At 70.3% G+C, this 19125-nt stretch carries 13 protein-coding genes; 7 read left to right on the top strand and 6 right to left on the bottom strand.

What is annotated here, in order from left to right; genetic code table 11:
- The first annotated feature begins 384 nt into the window (after positions 1–384).
- Positions 385–1035: a hypothetical protein gene (locus tag ACFWP3_RS27245; RefSeq protein ID WP_384225987.1), complete on the top strand. Its 651-nt coding sequence runs from the start codon at positions 385–387 to the stop codon at positions 1033–1035.
- Between the two features lie 108 nt (positions 1036–1143).
- Here the strand turns inward: ACFWP3_RS27245 and ACFWP3_RS27240 are convergent, their stop codons facing one another.
- The 6 genes from ACFWP3_RS27240 to ACFWP3_RS27215 form a co-directional block, all read right to left on the bottom strand.
- Positions 1144–2259, bottom strand: a complete 1116-nt coding sequence (locus ACFWP3_RS27240; protein ID WP_384225985.1) for a hypothetical protein — start codon at positions 2257–2259, stop codon at positions 1144–1146.
- A gap of 480 nt (positions 2260–2739) precedes the next feature.
- A complete protein-coding gene (locus ACFWP3_RS27235; RefSeq protein WP_384225983.1) occupies positions 2740–5283 on the bottom strand; it encodes a TniQ family protein in 2544 nt (847 codons plus the stop codon).
- Positions 5280–6410, bottom strand: a complete 1131-nt coding sequence (locus ACFWP3_RS27230; protein WP_384225980.1) for an AAA family ATPase — start codon at positions 6408–6410, stop codon at positions 5280–5282. The genes ACFWP3_RS27235 and ACFWP3_RS27230 overlap by 4 nt, the downstream gene beginning before the upstream one ends.
- Entirely contained in the window at positions 6407–8593 is a 2187-nt protein-coding gene (locus ACFWP3_RS27225) for a helix-turn-helix domain-containing protein (RefSeq protein ID WP_384225979.1), read from the bottom strand. The genes ACFWP3_RS27230 and ACFWP3_RS27225 overlap by 4 nt, the downstream gene beginning before the upstream one ends.
- Complete coding sequence (locus ACFWP3_RS27220) at positions 8590–9342, bottom strand: TnsA-like heteromeric transposase endonuclease subunit (RefSeq protein ID WP_384225977.1); 753 nt, start codon at positions 9340–9342, stop codon at positions 8590–8592. Before ACFWP3_RS27220 ends, ACFWP3_RS27225 begins: the two co-directional genes overlap by 4 nt.
- A 102-nt stretch (positions 9343–9444) precedes the next feature.
- Positions 9445–10095: a TetR/AcrR family transcriptional regulator gene (locus ACFWP3_RS27215; RefSeq protein ID WP_384225975.1), complete on the bottom strand. Its 651-nt coding sequence runs from the start codon at positions 10093–10095 to the stop codon at positions 9445–9447.
- A gap of 180 nt (positions 10096–10275) precedes the next feature.
- On the opposite strand from ACFWP3_RS27215, the gene ACFWP3_RS27210 reads away from it, so the two are divergent.
- From ACFWP3_RS27210 to ACFWP3_RS27185, 6 genes are all read left to right on the top strand, one after another.
- Positions 10276–11964 carry a ricin-type beta-trefoil lectin domain protein gene (locus ACFWP3_RS27210; protein WP_384225973.1) on the top strand — a complete coding sequence of 563 codons (1689 nt, stop codon included), beginning with the start codon at positions 10276–10278 and terminating at the stop codon, positions 11962–11964.
- Positions 11965–11975: 11 nt separating this feature from the next.
- Positions 11976–14423, top strand: coding sequence for an alpha-N-acetylglucosaminidase (locus ACFWP3_RS27205; protein ID WP_384225970.1), 2448 nt, complete (start codon positions 11976–11978; stop codon positions 14421–14423).
- Between the two features lie 273 nt (positions 14424–14696).
- Entirely contained in the window at positions 14697–15008 is a 312-nt protein-coding gene (locus ACFWP3_RS27200; RefSeq protein WP_384225968.1) for a hypothetical protein, read from the top strand.
- A complete protein-coding gene (locus tag ACFWP3_RS27195; protein WP_384225966.1) occupies positions 15001–16035 on the top strand; it encodes a polyprenyl synthetase family protein in 1035 nt (344 codons plus the stop codon). The genes ACFWP3_RS27200 and ACFWP3_RS27195 overlap by 8 nt, the downstream gene beginning before the upstream one ends.
- A gap of 91 nt (positions 16036–16126) precedes the next feature.
- Positions 16127–17308: an oxygenase MpaB family protein gene (locus ACFWP3_RS27190; protein WP_384225963.1), complete on the top strand. Its 1182-nt coding sequence runs from the start codon at positions 16127–16129 to the stop codon at positions 17306–17308.
- Positions 17309–17396: 88 nt separating this feature from the next.
- On the top strand, positions 17397–18977 hold the full coding sequence (locus ACFWP3_RS27185; protein WP_384225961.1) for a molybdopterin-dependent oxidoreductase: 1581 nt from the start codon (positions 17397–17399) through the stop codon (positions 18975–18977).
- Positions 18978–19125: the final 148 nt, after the last annotated feature.

The following is a 19125-nucleotide window of genomic DNA, read 5'->3' as shown; positions in this document are numbered from 1 at the left end:
GTGTGGGTTCCGCTATCTCGTGCGCACGGACTCCAGTGGATACGTTGAATTCCGCGTGAAGTAAGTACTGATGGGGTGGCCCCTACATGCGCAATCGACGCCCTGGTGGGCAGGTTACCTGTCACATTCGGTTACGGCGTCTGGTGAGCGGCATCCTGCTATTCGTTGAGCCGCAGCGTGGCCAGTACGGGGCCTGCGGAGGCAGCTGAGCGGCTGATCGCGCTCGGGGCGGTGCATCGGGGCTATTCAGGACGGCTCCGACGCCGTGATCACACCAGCCACACCGTGATCGTTCCACCCAGAAGAGGGAGCGAGTGTTCTTCCGCACAAGGTCAGGAGCCACCCCTGCTGCGCCTGCCGACATGGCCAGTCCAGAATGCTGCCGTGACCGAAGACAAGCGGAGCGGCATAGAGCCGCGTTCATTCCTGACATGCGCGACAGAGGTGGCTCGGCTGTTGGGCGTCGGAGACGTCGCCATGAAGCGGAACGACCAGGCACGCCACCTCGCCCATGCGGTGCGTAAGCCCCTGCTCGAACGAGCAAGTCTGCCTGATGAGTTGTTCACCCCGTTGATGGCTGCAGCTGTATACGACCCGGATCCCAGCTTCTGCCGCTGGTTCGTCGAGCCGGCGGTCTACGCGTTCGGACGCCGCCGTGTGATGGCAGCATTGGTCGACTATCTGCGGATCGGCACGGATATTGAGCGAGCGGGTGCCGTGCGGGCCTGGTACAGCGCCCATGTGCCCTTGCGCGCAGATCGGTCCCCAGCATACGGACCCGGCGGGGTACGTGATCCTGCTCTGGACGAGTCACAGGACATCAAGGCCGCGTGGCTGGAGGCATCCATGCAGGTGTTCGCCGTAGCCAGCGACCTCCAGATGCGCCACCGTGTCCTGCTGGGCCTGCCGACCTCCCGCGCCGCATACCCACCATCCCTGCACAAACTACTTGAAGGCACACTCGCATCCGCCCGAGTCCATCCCGACCTACACATCCGTCGCTGGGCCGCGGCAGCAGACCGCGAGGGAGTCTGAGCCCGACTCTCACCCCTCCCTTCAGTTACGGGACAGCCCTTAGGTCTGCAACAAGGCAGCCAGGCTCGCAATAACCAGGAGAGGGATCCGATGGGCTCCTTCGCATGCTTAGTTGCTTTGCGCCCACTCCTCGCAGAGCTCTGCCACGCGCACTATGTGCTCGTCTATCTCCTGGCTCAGTGTGAGAAAGTCATAGCCGGGGTAGTAGGCCTCGACCAGGCCGCAGAGCGGCAGACTCAGCGACAGTTGCGCGGTTACCCGCGCCGTCGGCCGGTAGTGGATGAGGGTGTTACGGAATCCCGTACGATTGCGTTGGAGCATCAGGGCAGTGGTGCTGTGGCCGAGAATGGCGTCAAGGATGCCCTGCGACCGTCCAGTGACACTGGCCCCGTAGTGGCTCCGAAGCTCCCTAAGGCTCGCCATCACCTGATAGAGCGTGACGAACTTTATCTTGAATACAGTCTCAGCCGAGGCAATATCCTTGTCACCCGAGAGCATAACGTCGAGGAAGTTAAGCGCACACCGAAAGGCCGTGAGAGCCCCCACCATGCCGTCATCAAAGGCGGGGTCGAACGCGCCCTTGAAATACTTCTCAGTCTTGACGTCCTCGTTCTCGATCTCACCCAGGTTCATGACATTCACAAACGTCGTCGGACCCTCCCACGGGAGGGTCCCCAGGAAGCGGGCAATGTAGCCGCCCTGGGACTCACCTACAGCCATACGCGCCAGGCCGAGCGACTTCGGGTCGGCCAGCTCTTGCGGCGTCGCCCCCAGGTAGAAGCTAGCTACCTGAGTGGTTGTTACCAGCCGACCCCGATAGCTCCAAAGCCCCAGGTCATCTACCCATGCCCGGGCCGCCGGCAGCCAAACTTTGCTGCGGAGGTGCTGGCGGAACGCGGTCAGCAGGTCATCAAAATACTGCGAGACACCGACCATGCCCTTGTTAGGCCCCGTGTCTTTGAAGAGCTTGACCGTGTGCCGCACCCGCTCGATGATGACGCCATTTTCATAGTTGAGCAGTGTCGCTCGCGCCGGGTCGATCTCCTTGAGAGCCCTGTGCGACTCGTAGACAAACAGGGAGATGTAGTTGTTCATGCAGTACAGCGGGATGAGCGTATTCTCGGGGTCAGCCAAGACACTGCCGATGAAGCGGCGGGCAAACGTGAAATCGTTTTCCATAAGCCGGACCGCGACCTGGCTTTCAAGAGTGGTACCCGCGCCCATCTGCTACCCCTTACTGCTGTGACTCGTTGACGATGATTCAAGGGAAGTGTCCGCGCCCCTACTTTAACGTCACCAAGAATAGATCCGTCCACCTCTGGCCCGGAAAAGGAGAACGAAAATTCCAAGAAGGCGATCCAAGTTTAGGCCACGCATTTGATGATGACCAGACCCGACAGGAAGACCGAAGCCATGCCCGCTACCTTGGCAGAAACCTGCCGTTGGCGGCTAATCAATATGTGCTCGGTCGCGCCGGGGAAGCCACTTCCTCATGGAGTCGGACCCCACTTCGGACCCTGTACCGTCCGGAGCGCTTGACCCCGTTGACACGACGCTCGCTCGACCTGGGTCAGCTGGATCACGACGGCGCCGCAGACCGTGCCCAACTCCGCGAGGCTTTCGGCTTCCAGGTCTTTGACGGGACCTCCACCCTCACAGAGCCAACCAGCGTGGCGAGAATTCCCGGCCAGCACTGACCACTCGTCACGGATTGTTTTTGTCAAGTAGTTCGAGCAGATTCCTGGCCTCACTGACAAAATCTGATCCTCTCTCCGTGGGGGCGAGCGGACTGACGCGCTTGATCACGGTAAAGCCTGTGGAGCGCTCAGTGCGGTTGAGTTGGTTGTGGAGGCTGCCGTGATCGATGCCCAGAGCACGCGCCGCCGCGGCGACGTTCCGATGTCCGGGTAGCTGGACGATGCGGCGAAGGCGTTGGACACAGTTTTTGGTCAGGCTGACGGACCGCATGGCAGGCGACAGGACAACGTCGAGGTGGGCGAATGGGCTGGAGTAGTAGGAAGTGGGATGCCGCGGGATGCCGAGTCTGGCGATCATCGTCAGGACTGTCCGCGCAGAGACGCCAAGCTCACGTCCGATATCAGGTGAATTCCGCAGCTTGTGTACATATTCGTTCTCCAGCCACTCGCGGGTGGTGATGCCTTCGATGTCCAGGGACGGATAGCCTTCGCGCACTGGGATGTTGGCCTCGTCCAGTGCGGCCCGGATCGTGGTGGCGGAGCACTTGGCGAGGGCCGCGATCTCCCGCTGAGTGAGGCTCTGCTCTTCGTAGAGTTCTCGCAGCTGATCCGGGGCCAGGGGTCCCTGGCGCGGGATGTGGGTCCGGTGGCGGAAGCGGGGCGGGTCCGGCCGGAGGGCCGTGGTGGCGGTGGCCTCGATGTGGAGGCGCAGGTGGTCTTCGCCAATACCGAGAAGGTCGGCTGCCTCCGACGCTGCGCGGCCGGCGGCCATCAGTTCGGCGAACCGCTCTTGGTCGATCTCCCTAAGGGTGACACCGGGCCAGTGTGACCCGTCGAGCCAGCGTGTGGGGGGCTCCCAATGGACTGGTTCGACGATGTGGTGCCGGGCGAGGTTCGCGGCGGCTTGGACGTGGAGGAACTCGCGGGTGTCCGTCGGGAGCTGGAAGTGGAACTCGGGGTACCAACTCGGAGCGCGCGAGGATGCTCCCGGATGGGCGCCGAGCAGGAGGTGCAGCAGATGGTGGCGGAGCCTGTGGACCTGCCGGGGTGTGACCCGCAGGCCCTGCGTGCGGCAAAGGTGGGCGTAGGCGCCGATGTCGAAGTCGATCGTGCTCTGGGAGAACATCGCCCGGCGCCGTTCGTAATCGATCGGCGCCGGGTGATCGTCCAGGGCGCGGGCCAAGGAGGCGAGCGCGGCGGCCAGTCTCGTCGGATCCTGTCCCCCCATCACTACGTCGAAGGCTTTCCGGTTGCTGGTCTGGACGCTGTTGTTGCCCAGCAACGCGGAGGCGGTCTTGAAGTCGTAGGCGTTCGAGCCTGTCAGCAGCAGCATGGAGGCGCAGGTCCTGCGGAAACCCGGAAGGAAGTCGGCTCGGGTGGCGTCTGTCGGCAGTAGTTGCATGGTCCATGTCGGCCAGAGCATGGCCGGTGTGCCGGCTGCACGGCGCCGCACTTGGGTGCGGGGCAACGTGGGCATGGCCGGTACGGTCGTTGCCGAGCCGTAGCGGACCCGACTCATCAGCCCGAGCTCGGGGTCCATGTCGGCCAGCACCCGGGCGGCCACCTTCGGCCCCGCCAGCGACCACTGTCCGGCGCTGTCGGTCAGGCTGGTCTTGGGCCCCCGCCGGCGTCGGTCGGATGCCAGCAGCCAGGTGAACACCTCGTCGCGAGCGGAATGATCGTCCTGCGAGGCGATGGCGGCCAGGGCAGTGCCGATCGCGACGTTGTGGGCGTCGTTGGCTTCCTGCCGCTTGGCCAGGGCGGGCAGGGTTCCGCCGCACTCAGCCAGGACTCCGTGAACGGCAGCCGGAGCCGCCAGTAGGTCGGTGTGGACGGCCCTAAGTGCGCGTCGGGCAAGCACGTAGAGTTCTTGTCCGCGTGCCAGGGCCGAATCCGTGCCCCGGCTAGCTCCTAGCAGCACTCGATCGACCTCGTGCTGGGCTGCAAGAACCGATCCGCCGCCGGGCAAAGCCACGGCAGGTGCCCGAGTGAGCTCATAGCCGCAGCGCACCGCCTTACCCGTGCCGACGCCGTAGAGGCAGGTGCCGGGTCGGGCCGGGCGGGTGTGGTTGGGCCTGTTGACGACCGGCGAGTATCGGCAGCCAGGGCACCTGTCGAGTAGGAGGAGTTCGTGGCGCGTGCAGGCGAAGGACCAAGGCAGCCTCCATGTCAGCTGCCAGCGCCCTTGGCTCTCCTCCAGGCAGGTAGGGCAGAAGCGGGTGTCGGTGCCATAGTGCCTCCAAGCCGGGGGCCTGCCCATCATGCGGGATTCCGGATCGATGGTCACCACTGATCCGTTCCAGGGCCACAACGTCATGGCTGTCAGGGTCCGGGGATCGACTCCGGTCCTGCGGACGATCACCTCGTTCTCGAATGCCGTCAGCTGGCGGACCATCAGACTTACGCGAGCGGTGGGCAGACCCATAAATCGCAGGAGCTCCGTCGCAGTGACCGCCAGGCGCCGGGCGAGCGCCTCCAGCCAGCTGTCGAGCCCCTCGCCCGGGATCGGAGGCACCCGGATAGGGATGTGGTCGGCAGTCCAACTCGTCACGCGGACTTCCTCCCGATCACGGACTGCGGCCTGCAGGACAGCAGGCCCGCTTGGATCGCCGCCTGCAGGTCCAGCCGGGCCTCCTCGGCTGCGGCGTCGTTCTTGACCTGGTCCATCAGTTCCACATCGAGGCATTCGCGGCCGGTGCGGATCGCCCGGTAGCAGCCCCGGTTGATCAGCGCCATCAGCGAGGCGAAGTGGCCGCTGGAGCGGGCCCAGAAGTAGTCCGCGAGGTCGTCGGCCAGCATGCCCGGGTACTTGTCGGCCAGGACCAGCTGCTTCTCGATCGTCAGCAGGACCGTGCGGAAATCCTGCCGCCCCTGTTCGTCCTCCACCTGGAACGGCAGCAAGGTCAACGGGGTCGTACGTCGGCCGAACTGCGCGTGCAGGGACTTCCTCAGCGACTGCCCCTCGCTCAGGATCCCCCGCTCGCGCACGCCGACACCGACGTAGATCAGTGTGACCGGGAAAGTGTTGGACAGGAACTTCAGCTGGTTGACCATCCTGGCCGAGTTCGAGACCCCAGCGGCCAGGAAGTGGATGTCGTCGATCACGAAAGCAGACGTACGCATGGTCAGGACCGCGTCCACCGCACGTTCCGCCAGGGTGTCGGCGTCTCCGGTCACCGGCAGCTTGTAGAACCGGCAGATCGCCGCGTTCAGGCCGCGGATCTGCGTGTTCCCACTCAGGGCAACATAGATGAGGGGAACCCTGCGGTGCCCGGCGGCCGTCGTCTCCCCGCGCAGAAGGACCTGCTGACGATAGAACTCGCGCCCGAAGTCCATGGCCGCCGTGCTCTTCCCGATCCCCGGATAGGCGTCCAGCAGGGCTGCAGGCTTGGCCTTGGACCCATCCTGGCGATTCGCGCCCACAATCTCGAACAGACTCTCGTGGAGCTCGAGGAGCTGCGGCGTCTTGATCGGACCGATGTTGGCGTGCCACACGTGTCGCCCGTCGTGGTAGCGCACCAGATCTCGCGGGGACAGGTCGGCCATCTGGGCACGCGACAACCGCTCCGGCTGGACGCGGTCCGGACCGTTGACCACCTCCAGCCAACCGTCCAGGCGCGTGGGCGAGTACTGGCGGTCGTCACCTTCGAAGGCCTCGCTCCCCGTCGGCCCGATCACCGGCTGTCCCAGACGCCGGCGTAGAAGTCGTCTTCGTCGATGACGCCGCTGGCTTCCCCGTCCCCGGGGAAGGGCGCCTCGCACTCCTGGTCCTCGTCGTCGTCCCCGCCTGGCACCACCTCGGGCTCCGGCACCGCGCGCGAGTCCAGCGCGGCGGCCGACTCCTCACTCCTGGCGGCGGCAGGTGCCACCAGCGAGGTGATGCGGCTGACCGTCGGCAGCTGGGAGACCCCGTCTCCCAGCTCGATGTCGCCCTCGCCGACCAGCCGCAACCGCTCCTGCGAGAGCCGCACCGCCATCCGGCGCTCGGTACGGTCCGCGGTCAGCCCCGCGCCCCATCGCTCCAGCAGCTCGACCAGGGCACGTTTGACGTCCGGGAAACGGTGCGCCTTGATCGCGATCCGGCGTGCGTACTTCAACGCCTCCAGGCTGGCCGGGCCGTTCAGGGCGGCTGCGTGCTCCCAGTCCAGCGCGTGCCACAGGTGCGACCGCGGATCCTGGAAGTAGATCCTCCTGATGTCCGTGCGGTCCACCGCGACCGGCCACTTGCCCGCCTGCTCGCCGCGGTGTCCGCTGATCTGGTTGCGGTACCCCTCCAGCGCGTCACCGTTGTAGCGAAGCCCGTTGATTTCCACTCCGTAGTGGTGGATCGGGCACCACTCCTCCTCCAGGAACTCCAGCGCGAGCCCCGGCCGCGACGCAATCCGCAACGGCCCTGCCCTGGTCACGCCGTGCTCGAACATTTCCAGCGGGCTCAGCTTCAGGCCCGGGACCTCGGGGACTGTCAGCCCCCGGTGATGCCGCCTGTGATAGACCAAGGTGATCCACTCGCGGATGATCGCCTCAAGCTCGTCCAGGAAGAAGTACGCCTCCTCCTCCACCTTCACCCCGCGGCTGTGCACGTCCGGGCCCTTGTAGCCGGGAAGCGCCGCCAGCAGTCCCTGGTTCAGCGTCTTGAACCACCGCTCCACCGGCTTGTCGGTGGGCGTATACGGACGGGCCGGCTGCAGGGAAATGTCGAGCTTCGCGCAGACGCTCGCGATGTGGTTCGAGACGTAGACCTTGCCGTGGTCGTAGATGATCGTCTCCGCGGCGACGGGCGGCAGCAACGGCTGGCCGTGGGCGTCCACCAGCTTCTCCGCGTCCAGCACCACGGTGGAGGGCACCCCGCAGTACGGAAGCGGCTCACCGCCGCCCGCCACCTCTCGGGGACGGATCGTCTCGAACAGGACGCCGGCCACATCCGTCGACTTCGTCGACACCGGCGTCAACCGCAGCCCTGTGATCACCCTGCTGTAGAGGTCCATCGCGACCGTGAGCTCACAGCGCACCCACCGGCAGGTCACCGGCTCCATCGCGAAGACGTCCAGACTGTTGGTGTCCAGCACCACGTACTCACCTGGCCGAGTCGCTCGCAGCCTGCCGTAGACCCCCTGCGGGCTGTTCGCGATCGACCGCTTCCCCTTCGTACTGCCCTCGAACGCATTCGTCCCCCGGCCGAGCTCCTTCAGCAGCGCGTACCCCATCGTCTGCCCCGGAATGGTCACCACACCACGGCCGTGCTCCTTGGCCAGACGCTCCTCGATCTCCGTCAGCACCAGTCCACGGACCGGGCGGCTGGACTTCTCATGCATCTTGATCACCGAGCGCGCCATGTCCAGCCAGCGCGGATCCGCCCGGTCCAGCACGCTTCGCGGCTGACGCCGACTCAGCAGCCCGGCCGGTCCAGCCCCCTCGACCCTGGACACCCATCGGCGCACCGTGGCCGGATCGACTCCGAGCTCTGCGGCCTTCGCCCGGTACCGGTGCATCAACGGCACCCCCGGCGCATAGTCCGCCCGTGGCTCACCTTCCAACGCCAGTTCATAAGACCCTAATTGGTAGCCGAAGCGAACCTCTTGGACGTGCCGGAACCGAACGGTGAGCGCGTCGTCCTCTGCGGCGCTGAGGCCACCCAGCACAGCACCGACCGCTGGCTCCGCAGGTGGGGCCTCCACCAGGAACTCCGTGGACGGATGGGCCAGCAGCACCGACAAGTCGACCTGCCGCCACGTCGGGCGACCATCCGCCGACATCTGTTGCAGCAGGACGCGACGGCCTTCGATCTCCGCGATCGTGAACTGCTCGCCGTCGTAGGTCAGCGGCAGTCCCGGCCGAAGCGTCGTCGTCCAGGAGGCACTCATGCGGACCTCCGAAGAACCCACTCGCCACTCAGCGGGCGTGACAGGTCAGTGGTCAGCCGACCAGACCACACCAGGGCCAACAGCGCCGGACGCACCTCGTGCTCTGGACGCCCGGCCGCCAGCCGCCGCTCGGCGACCGCGAGCCGGTCCCCGTCCTGCACGCATTCCCAAGCACGCTCAATATCGGCTCGCGGAACCACGCCGGGGCGGCGGTAAGCCGCGAGGAACCGGACATTCTCCAGGACCACGCGGTCCTCCCCGGACCAGATCTCGTACTCCCAACCGTGCCGCTCGACCAGCTCACGCGGCCAGGCCAACGCTTCCGCGATCCTCGGATCGGCGAGCCGAGCCTCCGGCTTGACGTTCACCACCCGCACCACGCCCGACTCCATGACCAGCAGAAAGTCCGGCACATGCCGACGTACACAGTTCCCGACCCGGGCCGTCACGTGGCACGGCTGGGCATAGATCCCGCGTACTGCGGGATCCATGTCCGCGAGCAGCAGCCGCGCCAGCTCCAGACGGCTCTCGTAGACCACCGGTCCGGCCATCGTCACCGACGCGTACCGACCCGAGTAGTGCGCCTGCCCATGAACGGAGCGGAATCTCCGCCACGGCACCGACCAAGTGAAATCGGCCAACCGCAGATCCCTGAACGGGATCTTTCGCACCGATGCGTCGTCATAGCGGACCGACGCTGTCGGCTGTTCATACTTCCCACGTACCCGAGCTGGACTCTGAACGGCCATACGATGGAAGCTAGTTACCATCCGGAGTCGGTGCGTACAGATCCGTGGAAATGCGCATCTGGTGCGCATCTCACGGGTACAGTGCGCACCGTTTCGCGGAACCTAGATGGTGGGTCGGGCGGGCCGGGCGGCCTCGATCAGCTGGCGCAGGGCGCCGTAGTACACCTCGTGGTCCGTCAGGGGCGGCAGTACGTCGGCCAGTCCGGCGGAGAGCACGGGGAACCGCTCCGGGTCCAGCGCGGCGAGGGCCGCCCGGGAGGCGGCGGTGGCCCCGGCCGGATCCCGGTGGTCCACGAAGGCCGCGCTGCCCAGGGTGAGCAGGTACATGCGGCGGTAGACGGTCATCGCCTCGGCGGCGGTCATGCCCGCGGCCACGCTGTCCGCGAGGGCGGGCTCGACCAGGCGGGCGAGCAGCTGCCGCCCGAGCCAGGGCCGGCCGCCGCGCAGGACGAGCAGTCCGGGATGGGCGGTGAGCAGCCGGTACAGCGCGCCGAACCGCTCCTCGCAGGCCTGCCCCCAGTCGGTTCCGGCGGGGATGTCGGGCAGCTGCGCGGCGAGGTGCTCGGTGCACAGGTCCAGCAGTCCGGCGAGGTCGGCGCAGCGGCGCTGGACAGTGGCGTGGGAGACGCCGAGCCGGTCGGCGAGGGCGCGGAAGCTCAGGGCCGCCGGCCCTTCCTCGTCGAGGAGGCGCAGGGCGGCGACGGCGATCGCTTCGGGGGTGGCCTGGTCCAGGGCGGTTGATCTCCTCGGCATGAGATACACCGTAACATACGACGTATCACAGCGGGCCGGGCCGCCCGTGACCTCTTTGGTGTGACATCGGTTGCGGCCATATTGCTGGTCAATGGCGGATATCAGCCGACTTCCGTTGACAGCGGGTAGTCGCCTCGCTGCACTGGGCGCACGACTGCCCCCCCACGTCAAGGAGACTCCGTGCCGCCTCGCCTGCGCGCTTCGCTCCCCTGTCTCACCGCGGCCGCCCTGTTCGCCCTGGCGCTGTCCCCCGCCCCCGCGGGGGCCGAGCCCACGGCGACCTCGGACACCCCCCTCGCCCTCACCCCGCCCATGGGCTGGAACAACTGGGCGCACTACATGTGCGACATCGACGAGGCCACGGTGGTGGCGAACGCGGACGCCCTCGTGTCCACCGGACTGGCCGCCAAGGGCTACGACACGGTGACCGTCGACGACTGCTGGATGACCAAGAGCCGCGACGCGCAGGGCGCGCTGGTCGTGGACACGGAGAAGTTCCCGCACGGCATGGCCTGGCTCGGGGACTACCTGCACGCCAAGGGCCTGAAGTTCGGCATCTACCAGGACGCCGGCTCGCTCACCTGCGAGAAGTATCCGGGCAGCGGCGCGCCCCAGGGCGGTGGCGCGGACCACTACGCGCAGGACGCCCGGCAGTTCGCCTCCTGGAAGGTGGACTACGTCAAGATGGACGGCTGCAACCTGTGGGTGCCGGAGGGCAAGACGAAGGAGCAGGCCTACCGGGACGCCTACAACGCCGTCGCCGCGGCCCTGCGCGCGAGCGGCCGCGACATGGTGCTGTCGGCGTCCGCGCCCGCCTACTTCCAGCAGGGCGAGTGGGGCGGCTCCGACTGGCACAAGGTCCTCGGCTGGGTCGGCGAGACCGGACAGCTGTGGCGCGAGGGACGGGACATCAAGGTCTACCAGCCCGCCGCCCCGGCGACCTCCCGGTGGAGCTCGGTGCTGGGCAACTACGGCTACAACCGCTGGCTCGGCCGGTACGCGGGCCCGGGCAACTGGAACGACCCCGACTTCCTGATCGCGGGCGCTCCCGGCCTCAGCGCGGCCGAGGGCCGCAGCCAGGTCGCCCTGTGGGCCATGATGGCGGCCCCGTTCATCCTGTCCTCGGACGTCTCGAAGCTCACCCCGGAGGGCCTCGCCGCCCTCGGCAACACCCGGATGATCGCCCTCGACCAGGACCCGATGGGCCGCCAGGGCGCGGTGGTCTCCTCCAACGCCACCTTCGAGATCCTGGTCCGGCCGCTCGCGAACGGCGACCGGGCGGTGGCCGTGCTCAACCGCTCCGGCGCCGCGCGGAACATCAACGTGCCGCTCGACGAGATCGGGCTGCCGTCCTGCACGGCGGACGCGCTGGACCTGTGGAGCGGGGAACGCCGCGAGGTCTCCGAGACGCTGACCGGGCGGGTCGGGGCCCACGACACCGGGGTCTGGCGGCTCACTCCGCGCGGCTGCGCCCAGGCGGTGCCGACCGGGCAGATCGTCGGTGACGGCGCCAAGTGCGCCGACGGGGCCAACACCACCGGGGTCGGCGCGGTCGTGCTCGGCGCCTGCACCGGGGCGCCCGACCAGCGGTGGACCCTGGGGCAGGACGCGAGCCTGCGGCTGGCCGGCGAGTGCCTCTCGGCGGGCGAGGACGGCCTGGTGGAGCTGGCGGACTGCACCCCCGCCGAGGAGCAGCCGCTCGGCCAGACCTGGGCGCACCGGCGCGACGGCGCCCTCGTCGAGGAGGCGAGCGGCCTGTGCCTGACGGCGCCCGCCGCGGCCGCCACCCCGGACGCCCCGGCCGAGCGCCTGCGACTGGCCCCCTGCGGCGACCACCGGGTCGACCAGGCCTGGTCCCTCCCGGTCTGACGGGCCCGCACATGACACAGCCACAGCACACGCCCCTGCCCGACCCCCGCCCGGGGCCCGGATCCGCGGCCGGATCCCCGGCCGCGGGCCCTTCCGGACGCGGAGCGGGCAGCGCGCCGCGGTCCGCGGCGCGGTCCGCGGCGCGGGCACGGCGTCCGGGGGTTCCGCGGCCGGTCGCGCTCGCCGCCGTCCCGGCGGTGCTCCTCGCCCTGCTGGGCGCGGCGGCCGCCCCGGGCGCAGCCGCGCCCGCACGGGCCGACGTACGGACGGACGCCCGGACCGCTCTCCCGGCCGGCGCACCGGCCGGTCCGCGCGCAGGGCTGCCCGCACCCGCGCCGGCGGGCGTTCCGCGGCCCGCCACCTTCGACACCGGGCCCGCGCGGGCCGCCCTGGAGCGGCTGCTGCCGCGCCACGCCGGGCAGTTCACCCTCGTGCCCGACACGGCGGCCGCGGCCGACACCTTCACCGTGTCCGGGACCCCCGGCGCGATCACCGTGCGCGGCAGCACCGGAGCCACTCTGCTCACCGGCGTCGGCTGGTACCTCCAGCACGTCGCCGGGGCGGACATCGGCTGGCCCGGCGACAGCATCGGCATGCTGCCCGCCGAACTGCCCGGCGTCCCCGCGCCGGTCACCCGCAGCGCGCTCGTGCCCCACCGGTACGCCCTCAACGACACCGACGACGGGTACTCCGGCCCGTACCGGACCTTCGAGGAGCACCAGCGGCAGATCGACCTGCTCGCCCTGCACGGCATCAACGAGGTGTTCGTGCAGGTCGGCGCCGAGTACCCGTACTACCGGGCGCTCCAGGCCTTCGGCTACTCCGCCGAGGAGCTGCGGGAGTGGGTGCCCGGCCCCGGCCACCAGAGCTGGTGGCTGCTGCAGAACCTGAGCGGCTTCGGCGGGCCGGTATCCGAACGGCTGATGCGGGAGCGCGCCGAGCTGGGCGGGCGGATCGCGGAGCAGCTGCGCGGACTCGGCATGACCCCGGTGCTGCCGGGCTACTTCGGCACCGTGCCGCCGGAGTTCACCGCCCGCAACCCCGGGTCCACCACCGTGCCGCAGGGCGACTGGGCGGGCTTCGACCGCCCGGACTGGCTGGACCCGGCCGCTCCGGCGTTCGGGAGGCTGGCCGCCGCCTACTACGCCGAGCAGCGCGCGGTGTTCGGGGACAGCACGATGTACCGGATGAGCCCGCTGCACGAGGGCGGCCAGACGGGTGCGGTGGACGTGAAGGCCGCCGCCGGCGCCATCCAGGCCGCCCTGCACGCCGCGCATCCCGGTGCGCTGTGGGCGGTGCTGGGCTGGCAGGACGATCCGACGGCGGAGCTCCTCGCCGGGGTGGACACCTCGAAGCTGCTGATCCTGGACGGGCTGTCGGACCGGTACAACCGCCTGGACCGGGAGACCCGCTGGGGCGGCGCCCCGTACGCGATGGGCACCATCTACAACTTCGGCGGGCACACCACGATCGGCGCGAACACCTCCGTGTGGCTCGAGCGGTTCGGGCCCTGGCGGGCCAAGGCCAACAGCGCGCTGGCCGGGATCGCCTACCTGCCGGAGGCCACCGGGACCAACCCGGCCGCCTTCGACCTCTTCACCGACCTGGCCTGGGAGCCTGGGCCGGTGGACCAGCGGCAGTGGTTCGCCGACTTCGCGGCCCGCCGCTACGGCCGGGCCGACGCCGAGGCCGCCGCGGCCTGGGAGGAGCTGCGCAAGGGGCCGTACAGCACCTCGTCGGGGCTGTGGTCGGAGTCGCAGGACAGCCTGTTCACCGCCCGGCCGAGCCTGACCGCGGTGGGATCGGCGTACTGGAGCCCCAAGTCCATGCGCTACCAGGCCGGTTCGGTCCGTCGGGCGCTGGACCACCTGCTCCGGGTGGATCCGCGGCTGCGCGGCTCCAGCGCCTACCGCTTCGACCTGGTGGACACCGCCCGGCAGGCGCTCGCCAACCACTCCCGGGTCCTGCTGCCGAAGATCAAGGCGGCGTACGAGGCCGGGGACCTGGCCCGGTTCCGCGAGCTGACCGCCGAATGGCGGGACGGGGAGCGGAAACTGGACGCCCTCACCGGCTCCGACCCGAACCTGCTGCTCGGCACGTGGCTCGCCGCGGCGCGCGCGCAGGGCGGCGACACGGCCGAGCAGGACCGGTACGAGTACGACGCACGCTCGATCCTGAGCGTGTGGGGGCGCCGCAGCACGAGCGAGGGCGGCTTCCTGCACGACTACGCGAACCGCGAATGGAGCGGCCTGGTATCGGAGTTGTACGCCCCGAGGTGGGACGCGTACTTCGACTCGCTGGAGGAGGCCCTGGTCGGTCGGACCACGCCGCGGGCCATCGACTGGCACGCCTTCGAGGAGGAGTGGGCCCGGCGGACCACCCGCCATCCGGTGCGGCCCAGCGGCGATCCGCACGCCCTCGCCACCGGGATCGCCGCGATCCTCCCGGCGGCGAACTGACCTGCACCTCCGACCTGCACCTCCGACCTGCACGACTGGCCTGCACCACTGGCCTACACCACCGCCGCGGTGACGATCACCCGATCCGGTGATCGTCACCCTCCCGTGGGAATCTCGGTCCTCTTGCGAGGGAGAACCCACCGCGCGGACCTGCGCGCGGGAGCGCCACTCGGTTCACTGGCTCGGAAACGATCAGGGGCGGCCGCCGGAGCGATCCGGCGGCCGCCCCTTGCGACGCCATGGCGGCAGGACGCGACCAGGAGTGCACCGAACATGTCCCAGACCGAACACGAGCAGTCCGCGCAGGAGCGGCCCCAGCAGGAGACGCCCCTGGAGCTGCTGACGCTGCTCGCCGCCGGGGTGGCCGACCTGGCCCTCGACCAGCTGCGGCAGTCCGCCGACCGGGCGCAGCAGGCGATGCGCCGCTCCGACCTGCGGGAGCTGTTCACCGACGGAGTGGTGGAGCTGCGCAAGCGCGGTGAACTGGCCACCCGCCGGGCGGGCGCGGGCAACGACAACTACCTGGAGACGATGGCCCGGCGCGCCGCCGAGCGCGTCGCCGCCGAAGGCCGCACCTGTGCATGACCATGCCGGCTTCAAGGAACGCATCGACGAGGTGCTGCTCCTGCTGGCCGACGAGGAGGAGCGGGCCCTGCTCGCCCTGCACACCGAACTCTCCCCACTGTGCGTGCAGTTGCGCCGCTCGCTTTCGCGCGGCAAGCGCATCCGGGCCGCGTTCCTGTACTGGGGGTGGCGGGCCGCGGGGCAGCCCGACTGCGAGGGGGTGATCCGGGCCGCGGCCGCGATGGAGCTCGTGCACGCGGCGGCCTGCACCCACGACGACATCATCGACGACAGCCTGACGCGGCACGGCCAGCCGACGGCGCACGCCGCGTTCGCCGCGGCCGGGCGGCGCTCCACCGCCCTCGCGATGATCCTCGGCGATCTGCTGATGGGGTACGCGGGCCACGTCTTCACCTCCTGCGGGCTGCCCGGGGCCTACCTCGCCCGGACCGTGCCGCTCTGGTCCACCCTGCTCCGCGAGACGATGGCGGGCGAGTTCCTGGAGGTGCTGCGCACCGACGCGGAGCCGGCCCGGGATCCGCTGGTGGCGGAGTCCCTGGAGGTCGCCCGCTACAAGACGGCGAAGTACACGGTGGAGCGGCCGCTGCACCTGGGCGCCACCCTCGGCGGCGGCTCCCCCGCCCTCCTGGACGCCTTCTCCGCCTACGGGATCCCGCTCGGTGAGGCCTTCCAGCTGCGCGACGACCTGCTGGGCACCTTCGGCGACCCGGCCAGGACCGGCAAGTCGAACCTCGACGACCTGCGGGACGCCAAACCCACCGCGCTGCTCGCGCTGACGGTGGCGGCGGCCGGCGAGGACGACCGCAGGCTGCTCGCCAAGCTGGTCGGCAACCCGGACCTCGGACCCGAAGAGGCCTGTTCCGTGCGCGAGTTGATGGAGCGGTGCGGAGCCCGGCAGCAGGTCGAGGACATGATCCGGGAGCGCATTGTACGGGCCACCGGCGCGCTGGATGCCGTACCGATGCCGGCGGAGGCGCGGTCCGCGCTGCACGAGCTGGCCGCCTCCGCGGCCGAGCGGTCGCTGTAGCCGCCACCGCCGCTGCCACCGCCACCGCCGCCGCCGCCACCGCACCCGGCCGGCCGGTCCCGCACCCGAAGACACGAGAAGGACGACCGAAGTGAACACCACCCAGAGCGGCCCGCCGAAGCCCCGCTACGACGACGCCGCACTCGACGCCCTGCGCACCCAGGGCGATCCGCTCGCCGACGAGACCGTGGCCGAGATGTTCCGGCGCGAGGAGATCGGCGACCTCAACACGCTGATGCGGTTCTTCACCACCGCCGGGGACGAGCTCCCCGAGCGGCTCCCCGCCTCCGCGCGCGCCTACTTCGAGGCGACGGCCATGCCCCCGAGCTGGGTGGACTGGGACGTGATGGAGCAGGCCCGGCTGTTCTTCACGGACAACGCGGCGCACATCAACACCGGCCTGTCGTTCGCCGCGATGCCCGCGACCTACGCCGTCCCCCGGCTCTCCCGGCTGCTCTCCTCGACGCACTCCCTCGCGTACCCCTCGCGGCGGATGGCCAACACCGGGCAGTTCGTCACCTACCTCATGCGGACCGACTCCTTCGCGGAGGGCAGCAAGTTCATCCCGGCCGCGCAGAAGGTGCGGCTGCTGCACGCGGCGGTCCGCCACCACCTGCGCCACGGCGGCCACTGGGACGTCGAGAAGGACGGACTGCCCATCTGCCAGGAGGACATGATCTGGGGTCAGATCTGCTTCTCGCTGCTGGTGCTCGACGCCATGCACCGGCTCGGCATCCACATGAGCGAGGACGGCGCGGAGGCCTACTTCTACGCGTGGCGGGTGGTGGGGGCGGTGCTGGGCTGCGACATGTCGGCCGGCCCCGAGACCCTCACCGAGGCCCGCGGCTACTGCGACCTCTACCTCCTGCGCCACCTCGGCCCCTCGCCCGAGGGGGTCCACCTCACCGCGCAGCTGCTGCGGATGTACGAGGACGTGGTCCCCGGCACCCTCTTCGACCCGATGGTGCCCGCGACCGTCCGCTACCTGGTCGGCGACACCATCGGCGACTGGCTGGAGGTCCCGCGCAGCCCCTGGGACACGGCGGCGAAGACCGTGCCCGTGTTCCTCGGCCTGCTGGAGACGATCGAGGACAGCAGCCCCTACGCGGAGTGGGCGCTCGACAAGGCGGGGTCGCTGCTCGCCGGGTTCGAGCTGTCCTCGCTGACCCGGGGCCGGGTGATGCACCACGCCATCCCGGCGGAGCTGAAGACCGAGTACGGGGTGAAGCCGCCCCGGCCGGGGCGCTGGGTGCCCCCGGCCCCCGTGCACTGACGGCCGCCACCGGCACCGGCACCCGCTTCGGTACGGCGCACGGTGCGGTGCGGTGCGCCGTACCGGCGGGGCGCGTCACACTGGCCCTGTGACAGCAGACCCGGGGCGTCGGCAGCGACTGCTCGCCGCCCTCGGCGGGGTGGTGGCGGCCGCCGCGGGACTGGCCGTGGCCGAGCTCGCCGCGGCCGCCGTCCGGCCCGAGTCCTCCCCCGTGACCGCGGTCGGCGCGGCCGCGGTCGACATCACGCCCACGGCCGTCCGGGAGTGGGCGATCCGGCAGTTCGGCGCCGCCGACAAGCTGGTGCTGACGCTCGGCATCCTCGCCGTCCTGGCCGCGGTCGCCGTCGGGGCCGGGATGCTGGCCCTGCGCCACCTCCCCGCCGGGATGGCCGTCGCGGGCGCCTTCGGGCTGCTGGGGGCGGCGGCGGCGCTCGGCCGGCCCGAGGCGACCTGGCGGGACGCCCTGCCCGCGCTCGCCGCCGGCCTGACCGCGGCCGGGGTGCTGTGGCTGCTGGTCACCGCCGTACGAAGGCCCCGCCCGTCCGGGTCACCGCCCGGCGGCGCCTGGGCCATGGACCGCCGCGGCTTCGGCCGGCTGGTCACCGCCACCCTGGCCGTCTCGGCCGGGGCCGCGCTCGCCGGGCGGCGCCTGGGCGCCTACGGCTCCGCCGGTGCGACGGCCTCCCGGGCCCGCTTCCGGCTCCCCCGGGCCACCGTGCCCGCGCCCCCGGTCCCCGCCGGCGCCGACCTCCGGGTGCCCGGGCTCTCGCCCTTCCTCACCCCCAACCGCGACTTCTACCGCGTGGACACCGCCCTGGTGGTGCCCCGCGTGGACGCCGACACCTGGCGGCTGCGCATCCACGGGGAGGGCGTGGCCAGGCCGCTGACCCTCGACCTGCGCGAGCTGCTCGCCCGGCCCCTGGTGGAGCACGACGTCACCCTCACCTGCGTGTCCAACGAGGTCGGGGGCCCGTACGCCGGCAACGCCCGCTGGCTCGGCGTCCGCCTCGCCGACCTGCTCCGCGAGGCGGGGGTCCGGCCCCCGTCCGCGGGCGGGCCCGCCGACCAGCTGGTGGCGCGCTCGGTGGACGGCATGACGATCGGCACACCCGTGGAGACCGTCATGGACGGCCGGGCGGCGCTGCTGGCCGTCGGGATGAACGGCGAGCCGCTGCCCTTCGCGCACGGGTTCCCGGTCCGGATGGTCGTACCGGGGCTGTACGGGTACGTCTCCGCCTGCAAATGGCTGAGCGAGCTGCGCCTGACCACCTTCGACGCGTACGACGCCTACTGGGTGCGCCGGTCCTGGGCGGCGCGGGCCCCCGTCAAGACCCAGTCGCGGATCGACACCCCGCGGCCGTTCGCGGCGCTCGCGCCAGGCCGGGTCGCGGTCGCCGGGGTGGCATGGGCGCAGCACCGGGGCATCGGGCGGGTCGAGGTACGGGTGGACGGCGGTCCCTGGCGGGAGGCGCGGCTCGGGGCGGCGGACGGCGTGGACACCTGGCGGCAGTGGGTGTGGCCGTGGGAGGCGACCGCGGGCTCGCACACCCTGGAGGTCCGCGCCACGGACGGGACCGGCGCCGTGCAGACGGCAGAGCGGGTCGGGACGGTGCCCGACGGGGCGACCGGCCTGCACGCGGTGACCGTACGCGTCGCGCCGGGCTCGTGAGGGCGCCGCCGGTAGATTGACGCGACAATCGGGACATCGTGCGCATGTCGTGCCGCGCGCCGTGTGCCGTGTGCCGTGTGCCGTGTGCCGTGTGCCGTACCCGTCCCGTCCCGTCCGCCTTGCCCCGTCCCCCCGTCCCGTGTCCCGT

Source organism: Streptomyces sp. NPDC058525 (assembly GCF_042719495.1).
In the GTDB taxonomy this organism is placed as follows: Bacteria; Actinomycetota; Actinomycetes; order Streptomycetales; family Streptomycetaceae; genus Streptomyces.
Note: the sequence above shows the minus strand (reverse complement) of the source record. Positions and strands in the feature narration are given on the sequence as shown.